32 protein-coding genes are annotated in these 25,247 nt (G+C 37.3%); 3 read left to right on the top strand and 29 right to left on the bottom strand.

What is annotated here, in order from left to right; translation table 11 throughout:
- Window positions 1–15: 15 nt before the first annotated feature.
- The 14 genes from L1F29_RS09870 to L1F29_RS34635 form a co-directional block, all read right to left on the bottom strand.
- Window positions 16–1,794: a hypothetical protein gene (locus L1F29_RS09870; protein ID WP_258388150.1), complete on the bottom strand. Its 1,779-nt coding sequence runs from the start codon at window positions 1,792–1,794 to the stop codon at window positions 16–18.
- A gap of 198 nt (window positions 1,795–1,992) precedes the next feature.
- Window positions 1,993–2,391, bottom strand: coding sequence for a phage tail assembly chaperone (locus L1F29_RS09865; RefSeq protein WP_258388149.1), 399 nt, complete (start codon window positions 2,389–2,391; stop codon window positions 1,993–1,995).
- 48 nt (window positions 2,392–2,439) lie between these two features.
- Window positions 2,440–2,868, bottom strand: a complete 429-nt coding sequence (locus L1F29_RS09860; RefSeq protein WP_258388148.1) for a phage tail tube protein — start codon at window positions 2,866–2,868, stop codon at window positions 2,440–2,442.
- 19 nt (window positions 2,869–2,887) lie between these two features.
- Complete coding sequence (locus L1F29_RS09855; protein WP_258388147.1) at window positions 2,888–3,952, bottom strand: phage tail sheath C-terminal domain-containing protein; 1,065 nt, start codon at window positions 3,950–3,952, stop codon at window positions 2,888–2,890.
- A 12-nt stretch (window positions 3,953–3,964) separates the two neighbouring features.
- Window positions 3,965–4,411, bottom strand: coding sequence for a phage tail terminator family protein (locus tag L1F29_RS09850; protein ID WP_258388146.1), 447 nt, complete (start codon window positions 4,409–4,411; stop codon window positions 3,965–3,967).
- Entirely contained in the window at window positions 4,398–4,877 is a 480-nt protein-coding gene (locus L1F29_RS09845; protein WP_258388145.1) for a hypothetical protein, read from the bottom strand. Before L1F29_RS09845 ends, L1F29_RS09850 begins: the two co-directional genes overlap by 14 nt.
- Window positions 4,867–5,193, bottom strand: a complete 327-nt coding sequence (locus tag L1F29_RS34365) for a DUF3599 family protein (protein ID WP_373876490.1) — start codon at window positions 5,191–5,193, stop codon at window positions 4,867–4,869. The genes L1F29_RS09845 and L1F29_RS34365 overlap by 11 nt, the downstream gene beginning before the upstream one ends.
- Entirely contained in the window at window positions 5,193–5,750 is a 558-nt protein-coding gene (locus L1F29_RS09840; protein WP_258388144.1) for a head-tail connector protein, read from the bottom strand. Before L1F29_RS09840 ends, L1F29_RS34365 begins: the two co-directional genes overlap by 1 nt.
- 14 nt (window positions 5,751–5,764) lie before the next feature.
- Window positions 5,765–6,913, bottom strand: coding sequence for a phage major capsid protein (locus tag L1F29_RS09835; RefSeq protein ID WP_258388143.1), 1,149 nt, complete (start codon window positions 6,911–6,913; stop codon window positions 5,765–5,767).
- Window positions 6,914–6,962: 49 nt separating this feature from the next.
- Window positions 6,963–7,652, bottom strand: a complete 690-nt coding sequence (locus L1F29_RS09830; RefSeq protein WP_258388142.1) for a head maturation protease, ClpP-related — start codon at window positions 7,650–7,652, stop codon at window positions 6,963–6,965.
- Between the two features lie 5 nt (window positions 7,653–7,657).
- Entirely contained in the window at window positions 7,658–8,878 is a 1,221-nt protein-coding gene (locus L1F29_RS09825; protein WP_258388141.1) for a phage portal protein, read from the bottom strand.
- Between the two features lie 185 nt (window positions 8,879–9,063).
- A complete protein-coding gene (locus tag L1F29_RS09820; protein ID WP_258388140.1) occupies window positions 9,064–10,722 on the bottom strand; it encodes a terminase large subunit in 1,659 nt (552 codons plus the stop codon).
- An 11-nt stretch (window positions 10,723–10,733) separates the two neighbouring features.
- Window positions 10,734–11,114 carry a phage terminase small subunit P27 family gene (locus L1F29_RS09815; RefSeq protein ID WP_258388139.1) on the bottom strand — a complete coding sequence of 127 codons (381 nt, stop codon included), beginning with the start codon at window positions 11,112–11,114 and terminating at the stop codon, window positions 10,734–10,736.
- A gap of 152 nt (window positions 11,115–11,266) precedes the next feature.
- Window positions 11,267–11,671 carry a hypothetical protein gene (locus L1F29_RS34635; protein ID WP_507765384.1) on the bottom strand — a complete coding sequence of 135 codons (405 nt, stop codon included), beginning with the start codon at window positions 11,669–11,671 and terminating at the stop codon, window positions 11,267–11,269.
- A gap of 343 nt (window positions 11,672–12,014) precedes the next feature.
- Between L1F29_RS34635 and L1F29_RS09810 the strand changes: the two genes are divergently transcribed.
- Window positions 12,015–12,383, top strand: a complete 369-nt coding sequence (locus L1F29_RS09810; RefSeq protein ID WP_258388138.1) for a GIY-YIG nuclease family protein — start codon at window positions 12,015–12,017, stop codon at window positions 12,381–12,383.
- 128 nt (window positions 12,384–12,511) lie between these two features.
- Here L1F29_RS09810 and L1F29_RS09805 read toward each other — a convergent pair whose 3' ends face one another.
- From L1F29_RS09805 to L1F29_RS09790, 4 genes are all read right to left on the bottom strand, one after another.
- The gene (locus L1F29_RS09805) at window positions 12,512–12,787 is read right to left on the bottom strand and encodes a LexA family protein (protein WP_258388137.1); all 276 of its coding nucleotides are present in this window, start codon (window positions 12,785–12,787) and stop codon (window positions 12,512–12,514) included.
- 269 nt (window positions 12,788–13,056) lie between these two features.
- On the bottom strand, window positions 13,057–14,022 hold the full coding sequence (locus L1F29_RS09800; RefSeq protein ID WP_258388136.1) for a hypothetical protein: 966 nt from the start codon (window positions 14,020–14,022) through the stop codon (window positions 13,057–13,059).
- A gap of 109 nt (window positions 14,023–14,131) precedes the next feature.
- Complete coding sequence (locus L1F29_RS09795) at window positions 14,132–15,184, bottom strand: BRO-N domain-containing protein (RefSeq protein WP_258388135.1); 1,053 nt, start codon at window positions 15,182–15,184, stop codon at window positions 14,132–14,134.
- A gap of 763 nt (window positions 15,185–15,947) precedes the next feature.
- Entirely contained in the window at window positions 15,948–18,491 is a 2,544-nt protein-coding gene (locus L1F29_RS09790) for a hypothetical protein (RefSeq protein WP_258388134.1), read from the bottom strand.
- Window positions 18,492–18,550: 59 nt separating this feature from the next.
- On the opposite strand from L1F29_RS09790, the gene L1F29_RS34360 reads away from it, so the two are divergent.
- Window positions 18,551–18,742: a type II toxin-antitoxin system MqsA family antitoxin gene (locus tag L1F29_RS34360; RefSeq protein ID WP_373876489.1), complete on the top strand. Its 192-nt coding sequence runs from the start codon at window positions 18,551–18,553 to the stop codon at window positions 18,740–18,742.
- Window positions 18,743–18,789: 47 nt separating this feature from the next.
- Here L1F29_RS34360 and L1F29_RS09785 read toward each other — a convergent pair whose 3' ends face one another.
- From L1F29_RS09785 to L1F29_RS09775, 3 genes are all read right to left on the bottom strand, one after another.
- Complete coding sequence (locus L1F29_RS09785) at window positions 18,790–19,692, bottom strand: hypothetical protein (RefSeq protein WP_258388133.1); 903 nt, start codon at window positions 19,690–19,692, stop codon at window positions 18,790–18,792.
- A 1,016-nt stretch (window positions 19,693–20,708) separates the two neighbouring features.
- Window positions 20,709–20,912, bottom strand: coding sequence for a hypothetical protein (locus L1F29_RS09780; RefSeq protein WP_258388132.1), 204 nt, complete (start codon window positions 20,910–20,912; stop codon window positions 20,709–20,711).
- A 63-nt stretch (window positions 20,913–20,975) separates the two neighbouring features.
- Complete coding sequence (locus L1F29_RS09775; RefSeq protein WP_258388131.1) at window positions 20,976–21,383, bottom strand: hypothetical protein; 408 nt, start codon at window positions 21,381–21,383, stop codon at window positions 20,976–20,978.
- A 137-nt stretch (window positions 21,384–21,520) separates the two neighbouring features.
- Between L1F29_RS09775 and L1F29_RS09770 the strand changes: the two genes are divergently transcribed.
- Entirely contained in the window at window positions 21,521–21,679 is a 159-nt protein-coding gene (locus tag L1F29_RS09770; protein WP_258388130.1) for a ribbon-helix-helix domain-containing protein, read from the top strand.
- 72 nt (window positions 21,680–21,751) lie between these two features.
- Here L1F29_RS09770 and L1F29_RS09765 read toward each other — a convergent pair whose 3' ends face one another.
- The 8 genes from L1F29_RS09765 to L1F29_RS09730 form a co-directional block, all read right to left on the bottom strand.
- Entirely contained in the window at window positions 21,752–21,907 is a 156-nt protein-coding gene (locus tag L1F29_RS09765; RefSeq protein WP_258388129.1) for a hypothetical protein, read from the bottom strand.
- Between the two features lie 237 nt (window positions 21,908–22,144).
- On the bottom strand, window positions 22,145–22,405 hold the full coding sequence (locus L1F29_RS09760; RefSeq protein WP_258388128.1) for a hypothetical protein: 261 nt from the start codon (window positions 22,403–22,405) through the stop codon (window positions 22,145–22,147).
- A 44-nt stretch (window positions 22,406–22,449) separates the two neighbouring features.
- On the bottom strand, window positions 22,450–22,653 hold the full coding sequence (locus tag L1F29_RS09755) for a hypothetical protein (RefSeq protein WP_258388127.1): 204 nt from the start codon (window positions 22,651–22,653) through the stop codon (window positions 22,450–22,452).
- Between the two features lie 13 nt (window positions 22,654–22,666).
- The gene (locus L1F29_RS09750; protein ID WP_258388126.1) at window positions 22,667–22,936 is read right to left on the bottom strand and encodes a hypothetical protein; all 270 of its coding nucleotides are present in this window, start codon (window positions 22,934–22,936) and stop codon (window positions 22,667–22,669) included.
- Between the two features lie 33 nt (window positions 22,937–22,969).
- Window positions 22,970–23,332: a DUF2513 domain-containing protein gene (locus L1F29_RS09745; RefSeq protein ID WP_258388125.1), complete on the bottom strand. Its 363-nt coding sequence runs from the start codon at window positions 23,330–23,332 to the stop codon at window positions 22,970–22,972.
- Window positions 23,333–23,364: 32 nt separating this feature from the next.
- Complete coding sequence (locus L1F29_RS09740; RefSeq protein WP_258388124.1) at window positions 23,365–23,925, bottom strand: hypothetical protein; 561 nt, start codon at window positions 23,923–23,925, stop codon at window positions 23,365–23,367.
- Window positions 23,926–23,985: 60 nt separating this feature from the next.
- Complete coding sequence (locus L1F29_RS09735; protein ID WP_258388123.1) at window positions 23,986–24,285, bottom strand: hypothetical protein; 300 nt, start codon at window positions 24,283–24,285, stop codon at window positions 23,986–23,988.
- Between the two features lie 48 nt (window positions 24,286–24,333).
- A complete protein-coding gene (locus L1F29_RS09730; RefSeq protein ID WP_258388122.1) occupies window positions 24,334–25,161 on the bottom strand; it encodes a hypothetical protein in 828 nt (275 codons plus the stop codon).
- Window positions 25,162–25,247 lie beyond the last annotated feature (86 nt).

The following is a 25,247-nucleotide window of genomic DNA, read 5'->3' as shown; positions in this document are numbered from 1 at the left end:
CATTGTCCCTCCTTCCTACGGCATATTAATTACTACTTTTTCAAATTCAGTTCTGAGTAGAGATACAAATCTCTTCATTTCATTTTCATTGGAACCTATCGAACCATTGATATTAAACGTGAAGTTCATTGATCCACTATTAGATTGACCGTTTCTGTATTGTTCCGCTTCTCGTCCAGTTAGTACAGTTTCACCTCTGTGTAGCAATGCAGGATAATTATCAGAAGGAACTTTACGCATACCAACAGCTTTTTTGTTCCCGCCAAATGTAAACCAACTTTGTACCTTCTCAATTGCTCCTTTTGACCAAGATGGTGCTGAATCTGACACTGCATTGCTCAAAGTATGACTTAGGATTAGTGCTGGAGCAGCTTTATCTGCCACAGCTCCTGCGGTAGCTACACCTGTTGCAACAGCGGCTTTAGCTTGTAATGGCCCCGGTATCAGAGCACCTGCTGTTAAACCACTCAAAATTGGATGATCCTTTACAGCACTACCTAGTCCTGATTTCAATGCATCGCCAATGCTTTTCCCCAACTTCTCAACTAAAGGCTTAATTTCAGGCTCAATCTTTGTCCAAATTCCAGTTATCCATGGTTTGAAACTGTCGTTATACCAAGCATCAAGAACAGGAGTTACTTGATCGAGTATCATTCCAAATTTGGTTCCCCAATCAGCATTTTGAAAGGCTGGATTATTGATGAATTTATCTTCAATCCACACTTTTACATTTGTTCCAAGTTGAATAGCTTTTTCAGCAGCCCAACCAAGTCCATCTCCCCATGCCTTGAATATTGCAGCGCCTCGTTCACTTTGCATAAATCCATTCATGTTGACAAGTAAAGGCTTTAAAACCTCTAATGCTTGTGTACCGGCTTTAGCTAGACCTGTGCTTAAATTAGATTTAAAGTTATCCCATTGAGAAGTAGCAGCCTTGTTAACCTTGTTGAGATACCCTTGTGTATAGCCCAATTTGTTTAGAATCTTGTCAAACTCTTTAATCTTGGCATTAAAACTCGTTGCTGTTTTTAGGTTGGCCAACATTTGCTTTGGAATATTGAACCTCTCAGCCAGTGAGACTGTATCACCAGATAAACCTTCTCGAATTGAGAATGCTGCCCCACCCATTCCTTCCATTGGATTGGATGCCGCTAATCGCTCTTGAATGGAAGCTAATTGATTAATTTGCTTCAAATCCTTGGTCAATGGAAGGAAAGCCTTAGCACCCTCAAGGAAGTCCGATTCACTGAATGTAGATATAGCTCCACGCTTATTCATATCATCGAATAACTGTTTAGCTCTCTTCTTATCACCAACAAGTGCTTCTAGTTGTATCTGCTGTAACTCTCGTGTCGCCGCACCCTTAATGCTCACAGCGCCTAATCCAGCAGCTACTGCTCCACCAGCACCTGTAATAGCCAATAATATCTTTGCAATTGGAGCTAGAACTCTACTTGCCATATCTACAGCAGTAATTCCAATTCGAAATGGTGTACGAGTTAATTTGCCTAGTACACTTGTAACAGGTGATATGGCTTCCATAAATCGCTCATGTCTGGCTTGAATATTTACTGTAAAAGAACGAACACTGTCCATCTTCTTTTTTACCTTGTCGATAGCTGCCCATGCTTTAGATGTTTGCACTTTTATTTCATATCGTTTAGCGGCGGCAGCGTCCATAGCCTTTTTCGTCTTATTTACATCTTTTCTGAATTCCGAAGTTAAGCGCTGTGCTTTCTTCAGTGGTGCAGAGTAATTATCCTTCAGGGATATCAGGTTTGTTAATTTTGCCATCTATTCACCTCCATTACACTTGAATTGTTGGCATTACATTTCCCTTTTCAAGAAGCTTGTTTCTCTCATCCATTTCCTTTTCATAGAATGCACGAATGACTATACGCTCCCCTTCATCCATGTTATGGATCGTTGAAGGGGACTTGCCATGCTTCGTCCAATAGTAATAGAGCATTTCCGTATAACCACACGTGTCTATTAGTTTTTTACTTCGGCTACCATGTCCTTACCATAGCCTGACATCTCTGCAATCTTCTCTGCCAATTCACTGATCTCACCGGGAACAAGAAACTGTGCATCTTCAAGGAGGGATTTCGGTGTACCAACATTAAAGTGCTGTTGAAGTTCTTTATCCTTCAATGATGGGTCAACAAGGCCAGCAATCACACTATGGATCTCAAATAAAGACTTGTCGCCGTCCTCATCTTTATTACACAGTTCACGAACTTTCGTATACTCCGCAGATGTTAATGCCCGAATCGTAAAATACACAGGCTCTCCAAGTTGCTCCGTAAGACGTTTGATCTCAACTTTTTTAGTTGGCAGCTCTAACTTACTACGATCTTTAGATAGCAGCAGATTTAATGCATTGCTCATAATATAAATAGCCCTACCGATAACAGTAGGGCATCCTCCTTCGTGATATTAGATTAGGTCGTTAGGTGTCCACTTTGTAAATTTAAATGGGGCTTCGATTGTACCCTTTTCCTTTAAAGTCCAGTTTGCAAGACTGAGATTGTTAAACGTAGCATCAAGAATGGTGATAACTTCTTTACCATCGGCAGCAGGATCGTCAAGCTTACTTACCACTACGAACTCTGGATTAACTCCTTGTTGGATGGAAGCAGATAGTTTCTTAATCAATCGCGAGTTTACGTGATGTAGTTGCATATTGCCGGTACAATTGTATCCCATGAATTTATATCCATCCGCTAACTCACCAGCAACTGGCACTTGTTCTTCGACAAACTCAATCAACGCTTCGAAGGAAAGAACCTCTCCTACCTGTTCATTGTCGAGCCACAATTCACCGTGAGTTCCACTTATAATCTTACTAGCTTTTATTCTTGCCATCTATATTAGTCTCCTTTCTTTACGTATAGATATTGATTGTAAAATTCTCCATGCCGTCGAGTGCACGAATGTTAGCTTGTAGGAACACTTTATCTCTTGTATTTGCTTCTCGAATTTGACCTTCAGTCCATCCACTGGTATTTGTACCGATAGAGTTAAGGTAATTTCGCTGAGCATCGACATCAATATCAATACTGTTTTTTCCAGTGTCCAGTATCTCCTGATTCTCAAGTTCATTGAAGTAACTTCGAATACTTGCAACAAGACTCAACTTGTTCGCATAGCTATTTTGTACACGGCCAATGTAGAAATTCTCAATTGTGGTACGAATATCGTCATAAATCTTATTGTAGATTCGAACCAGTTTGATCTTCTTCCAGTCCTCTCCACGATCACCCGTTACAGTGATGTATGATGTAACACCAGAAGCGATTTTCACCTTTTCGCCGTCATGCCAGAGGATTAGTTTACCCTCATCAATTGCTGTATCGGCATCCGCTTTCTTAATCCGTGGAATATCCGTAACATCAGAGAGTACCTGATAGGTTGGCGCGACTGTTAATGGAAGTCCTGCTAGCAAACCTGCGATTCGAGCAGAGTATTGTGTCACTGTATAAGCTGTTTCACCAACTTTAATGTCATCTGTGTCGAAATTCACGATTGCAGGATGATCACCTTCATGCGAGGGAAGAACCGCAAGGAATTTCTTGCCCTTATTATCGAATTGATCCTTAACCCATGTTCCAACTGTCGCAATATCTGCCTCTACAATACCTGGAATCGCAAATACATTGAATCGGATGGACTCCGCATAATCGAGAGCTGCTGTATAATATACTGCACTCTCCGCAATGACAACTAGGCCAACCTCTTTAGGTGTGCCTTGGAATGCTAGCTTGATTAGATCTTTATTGCTGGTAGATAGTGTAGTGGGAATCTCAGTAATGCCAAATAGACGGTGCTCCACTACACCAGTTGTAACACTCGCATCCTTGAGGGCAAGAACAACTTTGCCAACTTGACCTTGTTGTATTCCTTGTGATGCCAATGTTTTAAATACTATACTGATACTAGGTAGTGCCATTGTTTCAACTCCTTAAATTGAAAGTTTAGTTTGAATCTCTTGCATGTTGTCATAAGTTTCTTTCGTGTTCTTGTCATACTCATAGGAGAGCGTTATTTGCATAGCAACTTCATCATCTTTCCTATCCCCTTCGATGCTGACAATCTCAAATAAATCGTCGGTATCAGATACAGGTAAATAGTGCAATGATGAAAAATACTCCATAAGCGCATCTTCTTTTTCAAGCTGTTCAAAAACATCGACTTCACCTGAGGGCAATTCACTGGCAAAATAAACGATTTGCCAATTTACTTGTTCTCGGTATGTATACTTGGTCAAGTCCTCTTTTGTATGAAATACTTTATTAAGAGAGAAGGAAGGCCGTTCAAAATCTGATGGTGTATTGTTAACGTAAATAGTCAAGTTGGGAATTATGTCATTGAGTGCATTGCTAATCGCATCTGAGCTACTTTTCAACATCAAATCCAGCCTCCTTCCCAATCTTCTTGATAAAATCTTCAACCATCTTTGGAATTACTTCCTTTGTTCGGTTCAGTGCCTTCTCGTTATAATGAATACCGGGAACATATCCAACTGTTTTCTTCCTCTTGGTTGCTCTGCCTGTCTTAGATATGCCACGTTTAATCTTCACAAGCTTGTGTCCGTCATTCAGCATATTGGCGTAGAATACCTTCGTACCAACTTCAATGGTGTCTCCATCAACGAATAAAGCCCATTCTTTCTTGCCATCATGAGGTTTGCGCTCATAACTATCAATTAATTGTCCAGAATCCTCATGTCCTTCACTCTTTAACACTTGAGCAGCGTCAGTTAGGTGTTGTTTGCCAACCTCATACTGTAGATCCTTATACAACTTACCGCTTTTACGGATAGCTTTCTTTAATTGCTTCTCAAACTCGTCTAATCCATCAACTTTAAAGCTCATCGTCCCACACCGCCGGTACTTGATAATGATGGTTATCAGGCTTATAAGGTCTGGCTAGCCTAAACTTACCTACTCCAATTACTTCTGCCATGTCTCCGCCCTTTACATCGGCGTTTGACAACAGATATAGCGTATAATTCTCATTAGATTCTGCTGCTGGTTGTTGTTGAGTGAAGGAATTCGATGCTTTAGCCAAGCGACATGGATATATATTTACGGGGTTCCATTTCTCGCCTTTTGGTCTGTTATATTGATCCTTTATAACCTCTAGGCGCTTGATTACACATCTCTGGTTGAACAAGTCGTAATCATACATCATCGCCACCACACTTTATAAGGTTGAATTAGACTAACAACGGTTGATGGCAATTGATTGTCAGAAACATCGGCATATTTGTATGTAATGTCTGCGATTCGTTTCTCTTTTAAGCCAATTTGTCCTTTGAAGATCATCTGAGCCAAGAAAATACAAGCTAATTCAAGCGGTTTAGGTAATGTTTGAGGTTGTTCTGTCGTTGCCTCATCTGGCAATACATAACCCGCTTCATAGGTGACAGTGTAATTGTAATCTCTTATGTTCCAACCGTTTTGGCGGTATAGGATGCCATCTGGTAACAAAATATAATCAGTTATCTCATCCCCATTAACTGAAACAACTGAATTCACTCTTACAACGGGAAAGTTTTTAATTGATAGGTAATTGCCTGCCGCGCTTAAGATATCTGTATACGACTGTTTGTTAAATGTCCGGTTGCAATAATTCTCAATCGCTTGTGAAGAAGCAAGAAGAGCCAAGACGAGATTATCATCTTGGCTGAAGTCATCTTGCGGAAGGTTCATGAATTGCTTTGCTGTTCCAAGTGATGCTAGCATATGTATCACTCCTATTAGGAGATGGTGATTTCTCCAGCAATATAAATTTTGTCAGATGCATCAACCTTAGCAACATCTACATATTCGATTACCCGTGCTACGGTCATGTTCGATGCGAAGGCGGCGTGTTCAGAAGTAGCGAATGCATAGGCACCATTATCAACGAAAGAAACTGCTTCGGCCAAGTTACCATAGAAAATAGGTGCTTTCTTGGTAGTAGTGCCTGTTGTGGGAAGCAAAGCGTTTGAGAATACATGTACAGGATAACCCATAAACATCTTACGGTTAGGAGATGTAACGTCTGGTTGCAAAAGCGGACGACCGTCTGCAACAATGGAGTCGAGTTTGTCATAGCCATCCTGATTGGTAACAATGACGCAACCATATTTAACACCTTCATCCAAGTCCACGTTAATCGACTTCTTAAGAACAGTCCAATCAGCCAAAGCTTTAACGGTTTTACCAGCTTGAAGTGCAGCAATAGCCATTTTGTTCTCAGTAATAACGGCTTTCTTTGCAAATACTTTAACAATGTAAGCAATCAAGTTATTGTCTGTCATTTGGAGCAGAGTGTTTGAAAGTTTAATAATCGCTCCTTTTTGCTTGAGTGCATATGCAACATTTTTAAACTTAATATCAGTTGGTTCAGTTCCATCTGTGCCATCCGTAAAGTCAACAAGCTCAGATAGAGTTTCGAAGTCTTCAACTGGGAAAGAACCAGTGAGTGCAGTCGTTGGAATATAACCCAATACATCACGAAATGATTTATATTGTCTGATTTTTTCAACGATCAAAGTTCGAATATCTTTAGGTAGAAGGAAGCCTTCACCATTTGCACCATCACCTGTTGAAGGGACAAGAAGGGCATTTTCCGCTTCAGTCAGGCTTTTACCCATACCAGCCTTAATCATTGCGCGAAGTGCATTTGCAGTTTGTTTCGTGTTATTCTCCACTTGTTTATTCTCCTTTTGATTATTCATTTTATTTTGTACTTGCTCAAGTGCTTCAGCGTCCAATTGCTCTTGGATGAGAATAGACTCTTTTAGATTCTTGATCTCTTCCATTTTCGTTTTAGCATCAGAAACCTTGTTCTCGTTCAGAAGTACCTGTGCTTCAGCTTTAAACTCTTCTAGTTGTTGTTTCAATTCGTCAATACGTTTCATATCAATTAACCTCCAGTTATATTTAGGCATTAAAAAAGAGCCGCTACATTTATAGCAACTCTAATTGCATTTTCATTAATTCAATTTGTTCTTCATCTTGTCGTTTACTCACATGGGACTGATTAAGTAGTTCCTGCGGTACATTTGTATAGGCTTTTACTCGATCCGTAATGCTTGCTGCAATATTGTTTGCTCCAACGACTTCAACTCTAAAATAATTCGCTACTTCATTACCATTGATCCAGGTCTCTGCATTGACCATTCCGCGAATTGTTTCAATGTCAACACCATCAACCAGATTCTCTTGATACACATTAAGGATTCCCTGTTCAATACGGTCTAGATCGTCTGCCATTTTACGATAATCATTCGCATTTCCAGCCATCCAATTCCACGGTTTATGTATCATCATGAACGAATTCGAAGGGATAATTATCTTGTTTGCTGCAAACGGGATGACTGAACTAATACTTGCCGCTAAGCCATCGATATATGCAATCTTATATCCTGGATGCCGCTTCAATATGTTATAAATCGCTAGTCCAGCGAAGACACTTCCACCGCCACTATTTATATAGATATCAAGTGGTTTATTCTCGCCAATCTCAGATAATAGAGTTAAAACATCCTCTGGAGCGGTATCTGTATCAGTCCATTTATCCCATTCCGAACCAACGATGTCACCGTATATGTAAAGTTCAGCTTTATCTACCGCATTCTTTACGTTTAACCATTTCATTAGTATTACTCACCTCCCTCCACATACTGTTGTCCAACCATTGAGAGAGGTATGTAATTTCCATTGACAATCAACTTGTTCCCATCTTCCTCTTCAGGCCAATCTTCTTTTTGACGCGCCTCATTTGGCTTCATAAAACCATTGTTAATTGCAACAGCATAACCGTCCATACGAGTTTTGAAGTCAGCACGCAGAATTGCGTCTACATTCCACTTCCAAAAGTGTCCTCGCTCTCGTTCCTTCTCACCTAGCAGCTTAAAATTAACTTCCTGTTCATACTGTGTAAGATTACTAAGCAGAGTATCGATATAGAAAGATAATCCTTCAAATTCAATGTTCGAGTGTGTAGAACGTTCCATGTTATTAATTTGATTGGGCTTAATCCCCATCGACGCGGCAATCTGTAAAGATGTGAATTTCGACAACTCAAGAAATTGGCTTGATACCATATCTGTATTGATTGTGCTGAATGAAAAACCAAGTGGAACGGGAAGTATTCTACCTGCCGCTTGAATACCATTTGACATTGACTCAAATTTCTGCTGCATGACTTTACGTTTACTGTCCTCAATTTCGCCTGTATACTGGAGCAAACCTTTGGCGAATAAGCCATTTTTGAAGTAATTGTTCACAAATTTCTGACCTGCTTGAGCATTCTCAACACTAATTTTCAAACAATCTTGAACAGATAATCCTGTAATCCCATCCAGACTCATACTAGTTTTAAAATGTAGGATTTGTTGATGGTGTATCTTATGTTCTTTGTTTTGTTGGTCGGTAAATATGTACCATAACGCATTTTCGTTGCTGATTAGTCCAATATTGTCCAGCCAAATCTTGACTCGATCACTAGGTAAAATGTGGAGCCATTTAACTTTGCCTCGATTCATCTCAATATAGGCATATGCATTCCCAAAGTGATTGCGATTCAGTTCAATAGAAGACCAAAAGTTAAAACTGGATAGGAATGGAGAAGGTCTAGTCTTCATTTTTTGATATAGATAATGATCTGTCGCTTTAACAATCCCTTTACCCGCTTCTTCACGATAGAGTTTCAAGGGCAATTTGGCGATTGATTCTGAGAGCAGGCGGAGGCAGGTAAAATATGTAATTTCCGATAGTTTATCTTTATCAACACTACCTACATTGATCCCAAGAAGCCGCATGAATTCTTCATTACTATAGCCATTTATATCTCGTTGCTCTCTTCGTCCGAATATACTCAACTATGTTCACCTCCCTCTGTAAGCAAAGAATACGCCCAAACCAAATAAGACAATCCCTGTTGCATAGATCCCTGCGATTCCATTAAGCAGGAATGTAGCAAATACAATTAGTGAAAGTCCCGATAAAATAAAAATATCCTCCAAGTGTTCCTTGAGGATTTGCTTAAACCTATTCAACTTGTTATTCACCACCCCATCGATTCTAAGGATTCATCTGTTATATATTGATTCAAATCAATTTTTACCTCATTGGTATTTGCTACCGCGCGGCTTAATCCCATCAGCATTGCAATAATTCCGTCGATTTTATATTTACTTTTTCGCTTGTCGTATTTCATACCGTTTACATCGGTTGCTATGACATTTCCAGCCATCCAAGTCAAGACAGGATTATTAGCAATGATCAAACGTTTTTCCATGAGAAGATTTTCGAAATCATTAATAGCTGGAGCCATCGTCTTACCACCTTGCCCCATTGTTACTACAGTAAATTCCTTTTCTAACGCAGAGATAATACCGATTGCTCCCCATCGATCAAATCCAATCTCCTCGATGTTACATAATCCGTTCAACTCTTTGATGTAGCTATGTAATTGCTCAAAATTGATAAAGCTTCCATCCAACGCTTTTATATGCTTATTATCAACGTGTATATCATATCTAATGTTGTCTCGTTCAGTTCTTTCTATTAGGGTGTCCTTTGGCGTGAACAGATGTGGGTAAATGATGTATATATCAATTTCTTGATCATAGAAAACCTGAACAAGGGCAGTAATATCGTTTACCGCGCTCATGTCCAATCCACACCAAGAGGGAAGATGATACAATTCTTCTAGTTTCACATTTGCTAGGCGATCACGCCATAAATTCATATTTATCGCTGTCTCACCATCTAGTGATACGTGTTGATTCAGGTATAGCCGTCTGAATGCAGCCTCCCTTGTCTTCAACTGCTTGGCCTTTCGTGCTAAATCAGCTAGATCAGCATACTTGCGAAATGTTCCAAGCGCTGGATTGGCTTTAAACCACTGCTTTTCATCATCAAGCTTGCAATTCTTATCAGCTTCAAAAATGGCATAAAAAAAAGACTCATTTTGAGTCCTACCGGCTTCAATTTCCTTTGCGTAATTATACAATTCCATTTCGAGATTATTAGGATCGTTACCAGATGAGGCCGTGGTTAGCGTAATAAGCAATGGCTCATCCCATATCCCCATACCCGTACGCAGCTTATCATAGAGATTACCGTTCTTTGACTCGTGAATTTCATCAAGTATACAATAAATACCAGCGTAGGAATCGGCGTTCGACGCATCGGAACTGATAACCTGCAACTTACTGTTCATATTCTTCTTTTCAATAATCTTTCGACTGTCTTTGATATGTACATACTTTTTCAGCGTCTTATTGTGATCAATCATATACTTGATTGTGTCAAATAATTCTGATGCCTGTTTAGTCGTATTGGCCGTGACAAGGATTGCTGAGCCAAATTCATTCTTACAATAGTATAAGTAAGTGATGATGCAGCTTATGATGAATCCTTTCCCGTTCTTTCTACTGATGTTGATATGAGCCTCGGTAAACCTTCTCAGGTTGTCTTCTCTCTTCTTCACACAAATAATCGATGTGCAGATATCGAATTGAAACTTGAGTAAGTTTATTTTTTGTCCCTTTTTGCCCTTATCTAACTCTAATTTGCTGACAAATGCATGGAATTTACGGGCTTCAGTGTCATCATAGTAATACTTTTCATCATCATACTTAGCCTTTAACAGACCTATCCATAGCTCAATATCGCCACTTGTTTGAAATGCTATATGTTTCTTTGCATAATCATTCATTCAATAACCACCTATTTTTGAATCATTTCCTCCATTTCCGTGTCCGAATCTTCATCTTCTTTAAGGATCAACTCTTTTAGTTTTGAACGTTCCCTTGGAGTCAGGGCGAACTCTTTTATAAATGAAAGCATATTTTTCATCGCGTTATTAGCTATTGATATCTCTGGTATTTGTTGCCTATAACCTGTCTCTGTAGTAAAGCATAAGTCACCATTCTTCTTGATTGCTTTTTCAGCTTCAATCCAGTGCTGATAACTTGCACACAGAGCGGCTAATGCAATCTCATCACCTGATTTCCATTTGTTATCATCAATTAACATTTTTGATATCTCATCAAATCTCTTCTTAGCTTCTGCCTTCAGAAATGAAGGTGCCTTAGTTTGTATATCCATAATCCCCCTCCCCTCTTTATTGTTGGAACATAAACCACCCATCTTGAAAAATCCATGCTGAGGTGCAAACGACACTTAACCGGCGACCATAGGGAAAATACCTTAAAAAATCACATACCCCCTACCATAATGCTTTAATCAACTAAAGTGTTTCATTTCATCTCCTGTTCCCATCGTTCCTTCAACTCTCTAAGCATATCCTGTGTTTTGACCTTATTATTCCGACACATGTTATGTATTAGATTATGAGCGGCAGCCGATAGTGGTATTAAATTGCTCTCAGCGCATCTCAGATCCCATCTATCCTTGATCTCCTCGATATGATGAATTAAATCACAACTGACCAGCGCTCCATTGATATAATAACTATTTAAACACAGTCCACCATACTTTGCTTTCACTCGATCTCTGACTGCTATCCATTCATTCGATGAGTAGAACGCTTGCTCTCGCTTGTCATTACGGAGCCGCTTATATTCCTTGTGTCTATCCTTTTGTCTCTGATCTTGCTCAGCCTGATGTTTGGAACAGTATGTTTCACCGTAATCAACCAGCACATTACATCTGGCACATAACTTCTTGATTGCCACAGTCTAATACCCATCTCCCTACGTAACATATTCCACATGACACATTCTATATGTAGTATTAAATTAAAATTTTTAAAGTTGACACACACAATATATTGATATATATTGGTAACTATAACCAGATGTCGCGAATGAATTGAGGTGATATACCATGGCTAAAAGCAGTACACGTAAAGTAACTTCTGATTCAATGGCTACTAAAGCATCTAAGGCACTAAGCAGCTCAAGGACAAGCCCTCTTACTAAATCTCTTGCTGGATCTGCACTTGCCCAATCAAGAGCTAATAAGAAAAAATAAGGAGATGATTACATGAACAATCCTAACTATCGAGATTTGTTAAATGAATTGTATAAACACAGAGCTACAGAAGTTAACTGGTCTGACATGTATCTTAATACAGCACTATCGAGTGCAGCTATTCCTGAATTACCCGGCGTATATATGTATTTAAGTCCTATCCGACTTAATGGAAAGTATGATGTCATCTATGCAGGACAAGCTAATAACTTGAAAAGGAGATTCAGAGAACATCTGCGCGACATTGATCGTAGGATTGTGCTTGCAAGGCACTTTATCTATTCATACGAACCGAAACAAACTCAACGGGATTATACTGAATCAGCCTTAATCAAGTACTACCAACCTATATCTAATGACAAATTAAAGAGAACAATATGAGTATTAGCTTTCAGAACGCGGCTCAATAACATTCATTCCACTGGTTACGCTGACGGCCAGTGGTATCCTTGTGTCCTCAGATAACAAAAAGGCCACCATATCAGGTGGACTCAATGAGACTATGTATGCTACCCATAGATATAATCTTCTCTTATCCGCTTAACTCTAGCCGCGTGTTCACCCTTCACAAAATCAGGCTTATTTACTTGTAGCGTCCGAACCTCGCCAGCTAACCAAGAAATGATCCCAACCTCACTCAAACGACTTAAATGAGGATATACTGAACTTCGCTGCATACCAACAGCCTTCGCAACTTCAACTACCGAGGGTGAATGCTTCCTTTTCTCGATGAACCTCAGTATTTCATACGCAACCTCAATTGTTTTATCAGATAGCTCTACCATTCCTAACCACCTCTACACAAGAACATTTGTTCCTATTATAGATGATTGATACTTGATGTTCAAGCGTTATAATAATACCATAATCGCATTAATCGTCCAGCCAATCGCATGTCCTATTCCCATAATCGACCATCCTATACCAACCATAAATGCTATCCCACACATTCTATTTGCGACACGATTACTCTCTAATCTCTCTAGAATCTTGATCATTCATTTTCACCTCATCTTACTTTACATAACAAAAAAGCCACCGCAATGGGTGACATTTAGTCCTTCACTTGAGTCCAACTAAGTCGTAACACAACATTTCTAACAGCAGTCAGACCAACACCAAACTTTTCAGACAGTTCCCTAATCGTCTGGCCTGCTTCATACAAACTACGAATTTCTTTGACGCTTTCTTCATTCAACTTAGAAGTTGAAATAGATGTTCCTCTAGGTCTGGTCGTCGCCATTTTTCTTTCAATGGCTGTTCGAAGCTTGTCCGGGTCTATATTGTAAATATGAGTCCATGTCTTTCCGTTAAGTATGTTACATACTGTGTTATCCTTTATACTATATTTTTTACCGATCTCTTTCATAGTAAGATCCGTTTCTAAATACAGTCTGTAAATTTCTAGTACACATTGCTCATTTAGCTTTTTACTTTTTTTCTCGCCTCTTACAATCACTTTTTTCTTTTGTTTTATTACCTTTGGGTCATAAGCCAATTCGCTGGTAACTTCACCCCATGTTGCTTTGTTTATTACACTTGAAACAGTAGCATACGATATATTAAACTTTTCAGCAATTTCGTAACGATTCATATCAGTTTCAGCATACAGTCGTCGAATTTCAATCACAGTGTCTTCGGATATTTTAGCATCCCTATGTTTCGAACCTTTCTTATACAAACCAGCCTTATCTAGAAGCCCCGTCTCGTAAGCATGTTTCATGTTTCCGAATGCATCAGTGACTTCTAGATTAGAAGGATGACTATTTTGTTTATTACCATCTAAGTGATTTATCTGTCTGTTTAATATGTCCATACCAGAAGCCACAGCTATAACTTCATGCAAGCTATATCCATAGCTTTTATTCTGTTCTGAAAACCATAATATTGGGTAACCCTTCTTATTCAATCTGGTTTGTTTTACCTTACCAGATGACAAATTAATGATTTCAAGAGTGTCTAGATTAATTTTGAAATTTGCCAAAACTCTTCGAAGACGCTGGAGACGATCATTATTCACACTATCTTCCCCCAAAAAGTTATAATAAAAATTATAACATGACATTCGAAGTATTTATACGTTTAAGCTACTCATCTTCGATTTCGAGAGTTTCTACCAAATTGCACACTTATACATTCCTCAGCATAAAGTAAATCTTGCCATCCTTATGACTATTAACAGTCCCCATTCGAATTGCTCTGAAATCAACGTCCTCAATCTTAGAATCATCATATCCGTAATGTTTAAAGATTAGATCGATTGTCGCTTTAATTAGATTTTGAACGTCTACACCCTTCTTATGTACGAACGCTAAATACATCTTGATTGGCTTGTTCCAGTCAATACCTGGGTCATACGGCAAATCTTCATATGGAAAGTTTTCAATCCATTTCTTGAATGCTTTGGTTTTCACCCATTTGCCAATCCGTTCGTTATATTCATAAATATAATTAGAAGTAAACGGCGCATAATCAATAAGATAATAGTCCTCCAGATCAGGAGGTGTAAGCTCATTTATCTTCTTGCTCAACACTCGCTTCTCCGCACCGTTCTTCCAATTCTTTACCTTATCGAGTTCTTTAGCTACCTGCCGCAACAACTCTTCAACCTTATGTATGAATGCTACGTCTTTTCCATATGTATCTTGCTTATCTAGCAGGACACGTTCAATATGTTTATATGCTGTAACCTTCTCATCTGCTGTCCAGCGCTTTATGTACTCCTTGATATCCTCATACACGTTGAAGATACTATCCTTACCATCGATTGTTGCATCCATGATTGCTGTACGTCTCTTTTGTGGTGTGGCAAATCGAACGGCTGCATCAATTTCTCCATCTGTAGCCGACGGGTCTATGTATACTTTGTTTTTCCGGATCTGTGGCAATACATCGAATGCAATAAATTTTTGGAATGCAACTGCAATATCATTCTCAGCCTTCATGCACAGAAGATAAACGTATGATTCAGGAATATATTCACCTTTGCCCACTTGTGGGTAAGAGAAATCTGCCAAATGTTTGTTGACTCGATCCCATCTAATATACTGCTTTCCATTGACTTCTCGCGACCATCCTAGTCCAATAGCAACTGATTCTGCATCTAGCTCAACATTAACTCCATTTTCTCTTGCCGCAACCTCGAACAACTCATTCTTAAACACTTGAACACTCTTATTCATCTTCCTTAATCACCATATCCTTATCCTATTATTAGGCAAACAAAAAGAGAGCAGCATAAACTACTCTCTCTGTTTGCGGAGCATCATCTCGACGCGCCAAATGGATAGGATGATAAGGCTATCACAGCCATTCTCACAGTATGAGAATATTGTTATTCAATTATTAGTCGCTTGCCACATCACAAGCTGATTGGCTACTCTCACTCACCAATAAAATTCGCTGTCAGGCAATATAAAAAGCCCATAGACAATAGTCCATGAGCCTTGTTCCGATAATATTCCGCCGCGGCTAGTGACAGGAGTAGAACTTGTGATACAATACAAATGTAAGTTTAATTCCCAATATCTTACACGTAGGATGATCGTAATGAAGAACATCAGGATCTTCTCACTCATACTGTTTGTACTTGGTACTATTATGTACTTCTGGAATGCTTCAACCGATTCGGCTGCGCATTTGGAGTATCTAAGCTTAGCTGTAGCTACGGTATCTTTCTTCATTTATCTAATGTATCGCAATAAGAAAACACAAAATGAATCTGAATAGTATCAAAATATTTAATCATAAACGATAATCCATGTTTTGTCAAACCAAAAAAGTAAGAAAAGAAAGTTGCCACTACTAAGCATATAGCTGTTCGTGGGACAACAATGGTTAACCTTCGCACTCAACTTCCTCTTCCATATGGGAATCTTTAAGCCTATCAAATAAACACCTAAAAATCAACATTTTTTCTATATTTTCCACAGAAAGTGTGGAGTTTTATTTCCTGTATGCATTTATAAACTTTTCTGTTTGTGTTTTATAAAGAACACTCATCATTTTTCTGGCAATTTTATTGCTTTTTTGCTTTACAATTTTAAGTAATATCGAATACATAGTTTCAGGATTTACTTTAAGTTTACTGATATACCAAGAGTAATAGTTTATAATATTATCTACGACATCATTCTTCTCATCTTCCGCAAGGTTTTCACCATTGATCTCGTTAATTTTATTCACCATATTATCAACATAATTGGTAATCTTCTCTTGTTGTTTTCGGTCAGCTTTTTTTATATCTTTTTTGATTAACAAATCGAGTAATGGTAAGTTCTTACGTTCTTCTGCACGAGTTAGTCTTGTCATGTCTTGATATAAGAAGTCCATAGGACATTGATAGTTAGCAGTTTTAATACTTTTGCTTTTACTGACAAACTTCCAGAACAATGGCTTTTCTTTCAGCAGTCCTTTAGTCGCTTTAATATGTTTCATTTCTGATTCAATCTCGATATCGTACATTTTCTTTGCCATATCTATGCATATTCCTGATAATACTGTTAATACATCGATCTTTTTCATCAATCCTTCTACTTCTGACTCACATTCTCCTTTATTAAGTATATCCCAGTAAGCACTCATTAATAATTGCCCTTGATTAACGACTTGACCAATGTCTTTTTGGCTTGTTGCTAGCTGGTTGTCTATAGCAGCCATGTCGAACTTGGTTACTTGATACTTTCGTTTACTACTTGTTACTTGGTTAACGCATACTTTATACTTACTGAAACAGTTTCTTGCTAATTGCAACATATGAACATCATCTAACAGCAATAACATGTCACTGTCATAATCAGCTCCACTAAGTATATCAAGCACAGGAAAACCAACGGCGTTAATACATACTATGTTATTGGTTAGGTTGAAGTATTTCCTTATATCCGCATTGTCGGTATTTTTCACAATTAACACGTTACTTGGTGAAGTGTGCGGGTTTCTAAAGCCGGTCAGTTCCTTATCGAATTCAAACATCGTCGTATAGATTTCATTACCATGTAGAGCTGGTTGGATACTTCTTCTTATTGCGTGTGCCAAAAACTCCATTGGATTACCGAGCATAGTACAGTAATCGCCTGATAGCCTTATTTTCCCTTTGGAAACATGTCTGGTATGGTTATGTATTTCCCTTGTCCTAAAATCTCTAAATATCTCAGTTCGAACGATTTCTTTGTTATGTCTATATAAAGCAGCAAACATGTCATTGCTATTGATACTGTTACTCGACTTACTTATGTGCTGAATAAAGAAATCGTCATTGTTCTTCAGTTTATCAATATACTGCTTCTCGAATATTGTTAGTTTTTCCATTTGATCAATGTTTGCTACTGGTAACGAATTGATCATCTGGTAACTTGTCTGCTGTACCACATTGCCGTTATCGTCTGTCCCATGTTTCGATTTTTTCTCACTCTTACACACGCCGAACAAGCAATTATCATTATGTACGATTTGCTTCCAGTAATCCCACATGTCGCTTTCTGAACCCACCACATGACTAAACTTAAGGGCCTTAATGCTGCTCGGTGTTGTAATCAGATGTATTTCTTTAGCCAATATCGGTTTACCAAACATATCCTCTATTGTCCACTCGTCGTAAGATACACTAGCAGGGCAATGATCCATTAGATAATTCTGTATATTGGTATTGAAGGCAGCTGACTTGAACATGTGATTGCGAAGTAATAACATCGCTTTACCCTCAGGAAAATAACTAGCATCGAGTAATGATTCCCCATCGAACAGGTTATTGCTGACCTCGACCTCTTCCTCGTAACTATCCAGGTATCCATTATCGCCCTTACGAACAACGGTACAGCCCCATTTAAACTTACTATACACATCATCAACGATAAGGATATTATCTGGATTAATATGTATTAGACACTCTAAGGACGAACCAACCAATGACTCATAAGCCAATAATGAAGGGTAGTCAATTTCGATATGATCAAGCGGCAGATTCATCCGACTCCAATTTATCATTTCGTTATATAGTGACTCACGTATAAAGAGACATTGACCTACACGACTCTTTGCAGAAGAACGTTTATATACAACATATCGAGTACCTTTATAAGTAAACCCTTCAACATATAACAATTTTCTTAGATCATTGTTGCTGATCTCCTGCCACCTCTCGTCACCAATCTTACTATTAAGTAGTAAATTGTAATCTTTTAGTTTATTTATGTACTGTGTCTTATCTCTAGATGTATCAGCAATTTTTTTATTATTCACAGTTAACAAATCCTCGGCAGAGCGCACCTTTTGTCTAAACTTAACATTTATGACATCATCGGATAACAATTTATCACTAGTCTTGACCTTACTGGTTTTCAATCCTGTTTGTATTAGTTTATTCAGTTCTAAGGATGATGGGATCATGCCAATATAATCAAATTTGATATCCTTGTCTCGATACACATATGAGTAGATATCACTTGCTTCAATAGACGGAATATAAACTGAATCAAGCAAATTTGTCATGTAATTCCTCCAATATATAAATTATTTGCTATAATAAAAATCAAGGGAGTGTGTAAACAATGAGAACATGTGTCCAATGTGGTTCAACAAACCTAATTTCAATCATCGATACAATTGAAACAACTATTAATGGTAAAACCTTAGTCATTCCAAACATACCGGCAACAAAATGTAATGATTGCGATGAGATTTATTACGATCATGAAGCTTCACGCTACATTGATAAGCAAATAGCCATATTTAAAGCCTAATTAAGCTTAGCTAAACAATTCTGACAAAGTAAATTCACTCTTATCATTTATACATTCAAGCATGGATCGCTGTTATCGTCCCAATCCCATACATTAGGTAGTTCCTTATCATCAACTTCAGATGAATCTTCCTTTCCGTCCCAGAGGTCATCCAATACAAAATCATCTTCATTTGAAACATCAACTATACGATTCTTCGCATTTTTCTTATCCCACTTGGCAATATTCTTATCAATAGCTGCTTTGATCCAATCAGTATTAAATGCTTTCATGTGGTTAATGTTGTGACAAATTCTATGTTCATAGCGATAATTTACTTTCTTCTTTCCTTCAATAACAATATGTCCATTTTTACGCAAGTCTGAATACATCAAATAATTTCTATTGAGTTGATGTATCATCTTATTTACTTTGTCGTTTGATAAACCAAGAATCTCTGCCATACTATTAATGGTCATCCATGCTTTTCCTTCAGTATTATGTGACAATTTTTGAACCAAGCAGCAGAGTCCTATTTCTCTTCCATCAAATCCAAGACTTAAATAATGCTGCATTAACCTCATATCAACTGAAATATATAAATCATCATCGCTTAAAGGTTTATCTACCATTTTCCCATTTTTCTCTATTCGCTCAGTTTGAGGAATATCTAATGCAGAAACAATCATAAAGTCATTCTCATTGTGACGATCCCACCTCGTAACTGAACAAGAAATAACTTTGTATTTAATCAATCTCTTGAACAAATTCAAAGTTTCAATTTTGGTAAATCCGGTACCTTTCCTCAGTTGTTTTAATGAAGTAGCAAATGTGTATTGCTCCTGATTAGCAATATGATATCTATATAGATTAAGATAAAGTAGTAATCCATCATGTTCGATATTAGAGAATAATCCTTCTTTCTCGAACCAATTTGATTTGACTTTAATATGATTAGTCGCAAAATTCATTGAATACTCTCCTTTGAATATAAAAAATCAAAAATACATATTGGAATATAACTATTCATCTACTGTTGATGATGCTCTTGTCTTTTATCTTTTACCTGAGCGAAGCGACAATCTATTCCAATAATCGGCTCAAGCAGATTATGAATTTATTATTATATTTATTCTAGTTATTATATATATTAATAATAGATCCGTTTTCGGGTACTTTTGGCAGACTATATCCGAAAAGTAGTTACTCCTTTTTGCACTTTTGGAAAGCCATGTATCAAAAAAACCTTATAAATATTATGTTTTCCCCTATCCGTTTTTCGATCATTTTGTCACAAAATTATAAGAAATAGCTCATCCCTTTTGGACATTTTGTCAACGTTTTTCATTATATGTGTACCCTTTTGACCCTTTTTTTCGAAGACACCCAAAAAACTCATTGTTTATATAGGTTTTTCACATGTCATTTTGTCAAACTATTTCAAGATGACTGTTTATGTGATTGCCGTGTTGTCATATAGTCTGATATTGCTGCTTTAAGTCCGTCAGATTGACTGAATTGCCATGTTGATGGGTTTGCTGTTTATATTATTGTCAGTTGTGTAGGATTGGTTCTCAGAATTGATGTTAGCAAAACCGTCTGCTAATGTGCTTACTTATCATCTGCATCTTTTTCATTAATCTGTTCCTTTTGCTCAAGTCTCTCTCTTTCAAATGACAGATCATCTAATTGTTCATCCTGATCATTTTCATTTCTTACTCTAGCATTTTCCTTTCGTTTGTTATTAACGATTGCACGTGCTTGTGGACTTAGATTCCCAGTGTCATCTCCGACTCAGCTTCAATTCCTCCTCATTTATTTTGCGTATATCTACATATAGGCAAATCTATGCTTGCATAACACTCAATCATCGGCTATACTGTTGTTAGTTGATGATGAAGAATATGTAGAGTGCACCAGTTTGCCAACTGATACACTCCTAAATTTACCATATCTATTGGCTACTAGTCAATAGATTATTTGGCGTTTACACGGATATGTATGTCGTGTTCTCCTTTTCGCTCCGATAGTATTCCAGCTGAGCCATCATCACTTCCTCGCTTGGGTAGAACTTGCCGTAAGTGGATTGCTCCTTGCTGTTTATCAATATCTCCCATACCGGCGCTCGATCCCCATAGTAAACAGAGCAATTGCCTTTCTTATAAATCATTCCGATTGCATAACTATTCATACACTCATCTCCTTATGGATGTATATTTATTCAAGCATATTAGACTTCTGCCAAATCCGAAAACTACATATCACTTTGCCATATAGGTTCATTATTAATCGCCTCATAACATTGTTCAAAGCAATATCTTCCGTATCGCTCCAGATCATCTGTTACATTATCGCGGTTTCCAGAGAAGTAGTTGGAACAGAAGTCCTCTACTGCTTCCTGCGAGTGTATGAAGTAATCAGCAAGTCTGTATGCTTCCGAATCTTTTCCGTACCAAACTTTAATCCATGTTTTAAAATCATCTATGGATCGGTCAATATTAATGTCGAGTTGATGAATCTCTTCCTCTGTCATATTATCTAGGCTCGGCTCATACTTTGCGATAATGGCTTCGCATTCTTGACACAGACGATTAATCTTTCGTGCAATAGCTGCAACTTGCTCAAAATCCTGTTCGTTCATCTTCATAATACTCATACTCATGTTAACATCTCCTCTTGTTGGTTATATAACTTATATATCTAATATACATTCTTAGTTCTCATCTGTCAACGGGTCTTGGACAGGTCTTGAATAAAAAAGTTATATAAGTTATTATTGTTATATTGGAGGTGTTAATCGTGGCTGTAGACAAAGATAAAAACACTCAGATACTTGTGACATTCCCGAACGAATTGGTTGAGCAAATAGAAACATATTGGCACGAAAATAAACTAAAGAATCGTTCTGAAGCTATTCGAGAGTTGGTAATCGCTGGACTTAAGTCATCTATTCAATAGCAAAACAAAAAGAACCGATTCCCAGTTGATTGGGTCGGTTCTCTACTTTCTTAATCCTTAGCGTGCCTAGCCTTACTCATTAGGGTAAAGGCTATTAATTTCGATTAATATTTTTTTTGACTCCGCTCCGTATCCGTGAACTCTAACTGCTTCTTTGTAATCCTCCCATAAATCTTTAATAATTTGATACGTTTCGCTTTCCTCATCTATCAACACATAATCCTTCATCTCTTTGTTTTCCCCATCCTCACCATTAATAAAGTAAATATATACAATAATAATTAACTTTATTGTATAATGTTACCTTCTTATTTAAAGGATAAAGCAATTAGTCGTGACAGAATAGCTGTAAATTATGGTAAAGGTTTAGCCGCTCTGCATCATTGGCGCTAATAGAGATATAAAAAAGAGCCTATCCTATGCAGCAGGACTGGCTCTAACATGTGTCATTCGTACACATATTTATCAATAAACATGACTAGGAAATTCATTTAATACTATGTAATTGTTACATTTTTGACAATCAATCCGCATTTCCTTGACTTCCGCTGTAACTTCTTCAACCGCATCTACTGAATAATCATAATCTAAATCGATTTCTTCAATTCTAAAATCACCTTCAATCTTAGAAATGTTTGCATGTTGCCCTTTAGTTAAAGGTATTAAATCAACAAAATGACCGCAACTTTCACAAGCAATAGTTACTCTTATACCCTTTTCTGTCACCTCTCTCACCTCCTCCCAATTACTACTCACCAACCTTCTATCACCTATTCTTCAGAATAGCTGACAATCTTAATTTCATTTTGCGGAACTCTTTCTAATTGGGACAGAGCCTCTTTAATAACCTTCCTAAATTCGACATCATTATTCTTGTCAGCATCTGTATCAACCATCCCGTATTTATTTTCCATATCCAGTCTACCTGTTCCAGCTGCTTTATTAACCATATACTTAACTCTATAGAATGCCATTGTACTCCCCCATCTAACCAGATTTATAACACAGTCCACACTTAGACCATTTGTCATCGCATAAACTGATTACTTTTGCTTCTAATTCAGCATAGTTGTCAGAGCAGTATTTATCTAATGTTGTTCTTGAATCTACGTTATCTTTCCTAAATAACTGTCCACATCTTGCGTGATGTAACTTATTGTTTGCCGCGGTACCAAAGTAATTGAATACAAATCCAGTTGAATTCTCTTGAAGCCATGCCTCATATTCTGCTTCTTTGTTTTTGAAGTGTTCAACCATAATAAAAGCCTCCTCAACAACGCACGTATAAGCTCAGGTAAATAAACTTTTTGCACCTTCTAAAAGAACATCCTTTATGACTTGGATAGGTAAATTGAACAACTCTACCCCTTGTTTTTTAGCTATTTCTTTTGCTCTACTTACAACGACTTCATTCCTTGCAGCATCTAAGAAATCATGCCCGTCCCATGTCAAACTAAGCGGCAGGTATTCTTCTCCGTCAGAGCTGGAAGCATCTATCGCTTTAATAAATCCTGCTTGTCTCATTAATCCGAGATTGTATTGTACTAGCGCATCATCAACATCATCTATATGAAGTTCTAATCCAGATTCATCTGTCGTTCTATCTTCGATTATCTTAGCAAGTCGAATGATTAACTCCATATCTCTTTTCATCTAATAACCTCCTCATCAGGATTTATTGATCCTTAATTGATAAATGTCAAGATATAGCTATTTATAGCTTTCGAATTCTCTTTTATGAGTACACCAGAGGTTATTGTAGTACCAGCCCACCATAACAAATTAAACACTTTGGTAACAATTGATTTACTTTCAACTCCCAAATACAAGAGTATGCTTCTTGGGAGAAATACAATCAAACCTAACCAATAGATAGGATTGAAACTTTCAAAACATCTAAAACGATAAATTCCAATACACGACTTCAAAGTTTGAATTGTAATATGAGCAACACTTTCTAAGCGATTAGGAAATGCTGCAAACGGGTCAGCCTTAAAATTCGCAATTTGTCCGTATCCCATAGCTTGCGAAACTGGTACTCTGATATCACCTTTACCCGCTTTATTTACTAATGTTGTCACCATGTGTTGATGTTCCATTAAATCGATTCTTGCTTCGCCTGAATTTAACCAATTCATATACTCGCGAAGGTACATTTTCGTTTTATTTAATCTAAATAGATTTAAAATAAGTCTTGAAATAACTACAATTACAAAAATAAAGACACTTACAAGAAGCATTGACATGAGGTATTCTCCTTGAGTATTAAATTGTCTGTACCATGGAAGGAACTTCTTTAATTTGAACTACTTGCCAACATATCTTCTAATAGAATTTCTGTGAGAAAATTCATCATAAATATGACCTTGTTCTGGAGATATTCCTATTAACTCTGGTCTCTCATTGTAGATATCATTTAAAGTTCTTTCAGTCAAACTACCTCTAGCAGTCATCATTCCCTCAACGACAATAGGAAAATCAGTAAAAAGATTTTTCACAAGCTCTTTGGCATGGTCTTCGTTTTTAGCGAATACTATTCCTTCGAATTTATGAGCCGATTTCTTGCTATTAGATTTTTTATACCAAAAGTGAATAGTATAAATCATACGTTCTATCACCACCGATTTAGTTTACCGTTGAAAGAGTATTAAATATTATTTTCTAATATCAAATGCATTCTTGAGGAGCGAATGTGTTTTCTCCATACTCATATTCGAGCTTCGTTCACCTGAAATAACCTCTCCCATCAACCTGTTTAATTCCCTTTCTATAGCACCCAAAACTATTTGCAAAATACTTGGGTTGTTCTCATTCTCCATAAACATTTGGTAGTCAGGAAATTTATCATCTAAACAAATCTCAATATGGCTTCTTAATAGTTCATCCTTATTCCAAAAGTAAATTGTGTTATCGTCAAACTCTGTTTGAAACTTCACTGCTATTCTCATTACCACACAATAAGCTGATCTCATTTTGTAGTACAATTCATCACCAAGAAATGGTCGAATTTTCTCTATTTCTATCAGTTCAGCAAAAGAGTCGTAATTTCTAGGAACTGTTATCTTTTCTAGCGACTTTAGATTCAATTTTTCTTTTCTATTTTTATATGCATCAAGATATTCACTTGGTAAGAATACGCCGTAGAAACTAACTATTGGACTGACTGCGGCACGAACATCAATATATAATTCCCACATTCTCTCTAAATGTTCTACTCTTTTTTGTTGTGAAATCTGAGATACAGATTGAAAGTGCTCAAGATTTTTCTTCTTCATTTCATTCATTTGCAAAACATTTGATTTCAAAAGTTCGATATTTCTCTGATGTTCTGCATTTAAGTTGGTTTTGGTTATTTCTAACTGGTGTTTCTGCTTTTCCAACTTTCTGTCAAAATTACTCTTTAGCCAGATTCCTATAGTTGAAGTAAAAAACGCACTTATTAATACACTAGAAGAAAGCATTTTCCAGTCAAATTCTATCATCCAGCCCAACACCCTTTTAAATTTTCTGTTTTTATCGTGTTAAATCATCATATACCTACCATATCTCGACAATTATTAATCATGAT

The organism is Paenibacillus spongiae, from assembly GCF_024734895.1.
Taxonomy (GTDB): domain Bacteria; phylum Bacillota; class Bacilli; order Paenibacillales; family Paenibacillaceae; genus Paenibacillus_Z; species Paenibacillus_Z spongiae.
This window is presented reverse-complemented; position numbering and strand designations above follow the sequence as displayed.

Excerpts from the sequence above, each read along its gene's own strand:
- L1F29_RS09870 (WP_258388150.1), bottom strand. The coding sequence starts at position 1,794 with ATGGCAAAATTAACAAACCTGATATCCCTGAAGGATAATTACTCTGCA.
- L1F29_RS09865 (WP_258388149.1), bottom strand. The coding sequence starts at position 2,391 with ATGAGCAATGCATTAAATCTGCTGCTATCTAAAGATCGTAGTAAGTTA.
- L1F29_RS09860 (WP_258388148.1), bottom strand. The coding sequence starts at position 2,868 with ATGGCAAGAATAAAAGCTAGTAAGATTATAAGTGGAACTCACGGTGAA.
- L1F29_RS09855 (WP_258388147.1), bottom strand. The coding sequence starts at position 3,952 with ATGGCACTACCTAGTATCAGTATAGTATTTAAAACATTGGCATCACAA.
- L1F29_RS09850 (WP_258388146.1), bottom strand. The coding sequence starts at position 4,411 with ATGTTGAAAAGTAGCTCAGATGCGATTAGCAATGCACTCAATGACATA.
- L1F29_RS09845 (WP_258388145.1), bottom strand. The coding sequence starts at position 4,877 with ATGAGCTTTAAAGTTGATGGATTAGACGAGTTTGAGAAGCAATTAAAG.
- L1F29_RS34365 (WP_373876490.1), bottom strand. The coding sequence starts at position 5,193 with ATGTATGATTACGACTTGTTCAACCAGAGATGTGTAATCAAGCGCCTA.
- L1F29_RS09840 (WP_258388144.1), bottom strand. The coding sequence starts at position 5,750 with ATGCTAGCATCACTTGGAACAGCAAAGCAATTCATGAACCTTCCGCAA.
- L1F29_RS09835 (WP_258388143.1), bottom strand. The coding sequence starts at position 6,913 with ATGAAACGTATTGACGAATTGAAACAACAACTAGAAGAGTTTAAAGCT.
- L1F29_RS09830 (WP_258388142.1), bottom strand. The coding sequence starts at position 7,652 with ATGAAATGGTTAAACGTAAAGAATGCGGTAGATAAAGCTGAACTTTAC.
- L1F29_RS09820 (WP_258388140.1), bottom strand. The coding sequence starts at position 10,722 with ATGAATGATTATGCAAAGAAACATATAGCATTTCAAACAAGTGGCGAT.
- L1F29_RS09815 (WP_258388139.1), bottom strand. The coding sequence starts at position 11,114 with ATGGATATACAAACTAAGGCACCTTCATTTCTGAAGGCAGAAGCTAAG.
- L1F29_RS09810 (WP_258388138.1), top strand. The coding sequence starts at position 12,015 with ATGAACAATCCTAACTATCGAGATTTGTTAAATGAATTGTATAAACAC.
- L1F29_RS09805 (WP_258388137.1), bottom strand. The coding sequence starts at position 12,787 with ATGGTAGAGCTATCTGATAAAACAATTGAGGTTGCGTATGAAATACTG.
- L1F29_RS09795 (WP_258388135.1), bottom strand. The coding sequence starts at position 15,184 with ATGAATAAGAGTGTTCAAGTGTTTAAGAATGAGTTGTTCGAGGTTGCG.
- L1F29_RS09790 (WP_258388134.1), bottom strand. The coding sequence starts at position 18,491 with ATGACAAATTTGCTTGATTCAGTTTATATTCCGTCTATTGAAGCAAGT.
- L1F29_RS34360 (WP_373876489.1), top strand. The coding sequence starts at position 18,551 with ATGAGAACATGTGTCCAATGTGGTTCAACAAACCTAATTTCAATCATC.
- L1F29_RS09785 (WP_258388133.1), bottom strand. The coding sequence starts at position 19,692 with ATGAATTTTGCGACTAATCATATTAAAGTCAAATCAAATTGGTTCGAG.
- L1F29_RS09780 (WP_258388132.1), bottom strand. The coding sequence starts at position 20,912 with ATGAATAGTTATGCAATCGGAATGATTTATAAGAAAGGCAATTGCTCT.
- L1F29_RS09775 (WP_258388131.1), bottom strand. The coding sequence starts at position 21,383 with ATGAGTATGAGTATTATGAAGATGAACGAACAGGATTTTGAGCAAGTT.
- L1F29_RS09765 (WP_258388129.1), bottom strand. The coding sequence starts at position 21,907 with ATGAAGGATTATGTGTTGATAGATGAGGAAAGCGAAACGTATCAAATT.
- L1F29_RS09755 (WP_258388127.1), bottom strand. The coding sequence starts at position 22,653 with ATGGCATTCTATAGAGTTAAGTATATGGTTAATAAAGCAGCTGGAACA.
- L1F29_RS09750 (WP_258388126.1), bottom strand. The coding sequence starts at position 22,936 with ATGGTTGAACACTTCAAAAACAAAGAAGCAGAATATGAGGCATGGCTT.
- L1F29_RS09745 (WP_258388125.1), bottom strand. The coding sequence starts at position 23,332 with ATGAAAAGAGATATGGAGTTAATCATTCGACTTGCTAAGATAATCGAA.
- L1F29_RS09740 (WP_258388124.1), bottom strand. The coding sequence starts at position 23,925 with ATGTCAATGCTTCTTGTAAGTGTCTTTATTTTTGTAATTGTAGTTATT.
- L1F29_RS09735 (WP_258388123.1), bottom strand. The coding sequence starts at position 24,285 with ATGATTTATACTATTCACTTTTGGTATAAAAAATCTAATAGCAAGAAA.
- L1F29_RS09730 (WP_258388122.1), bottom strand. The coding sequence starts at position 25,161 with ATGATAGAATTTGACTGGAAAATGCTTTCTTCTAGTGTATTAATAAGT.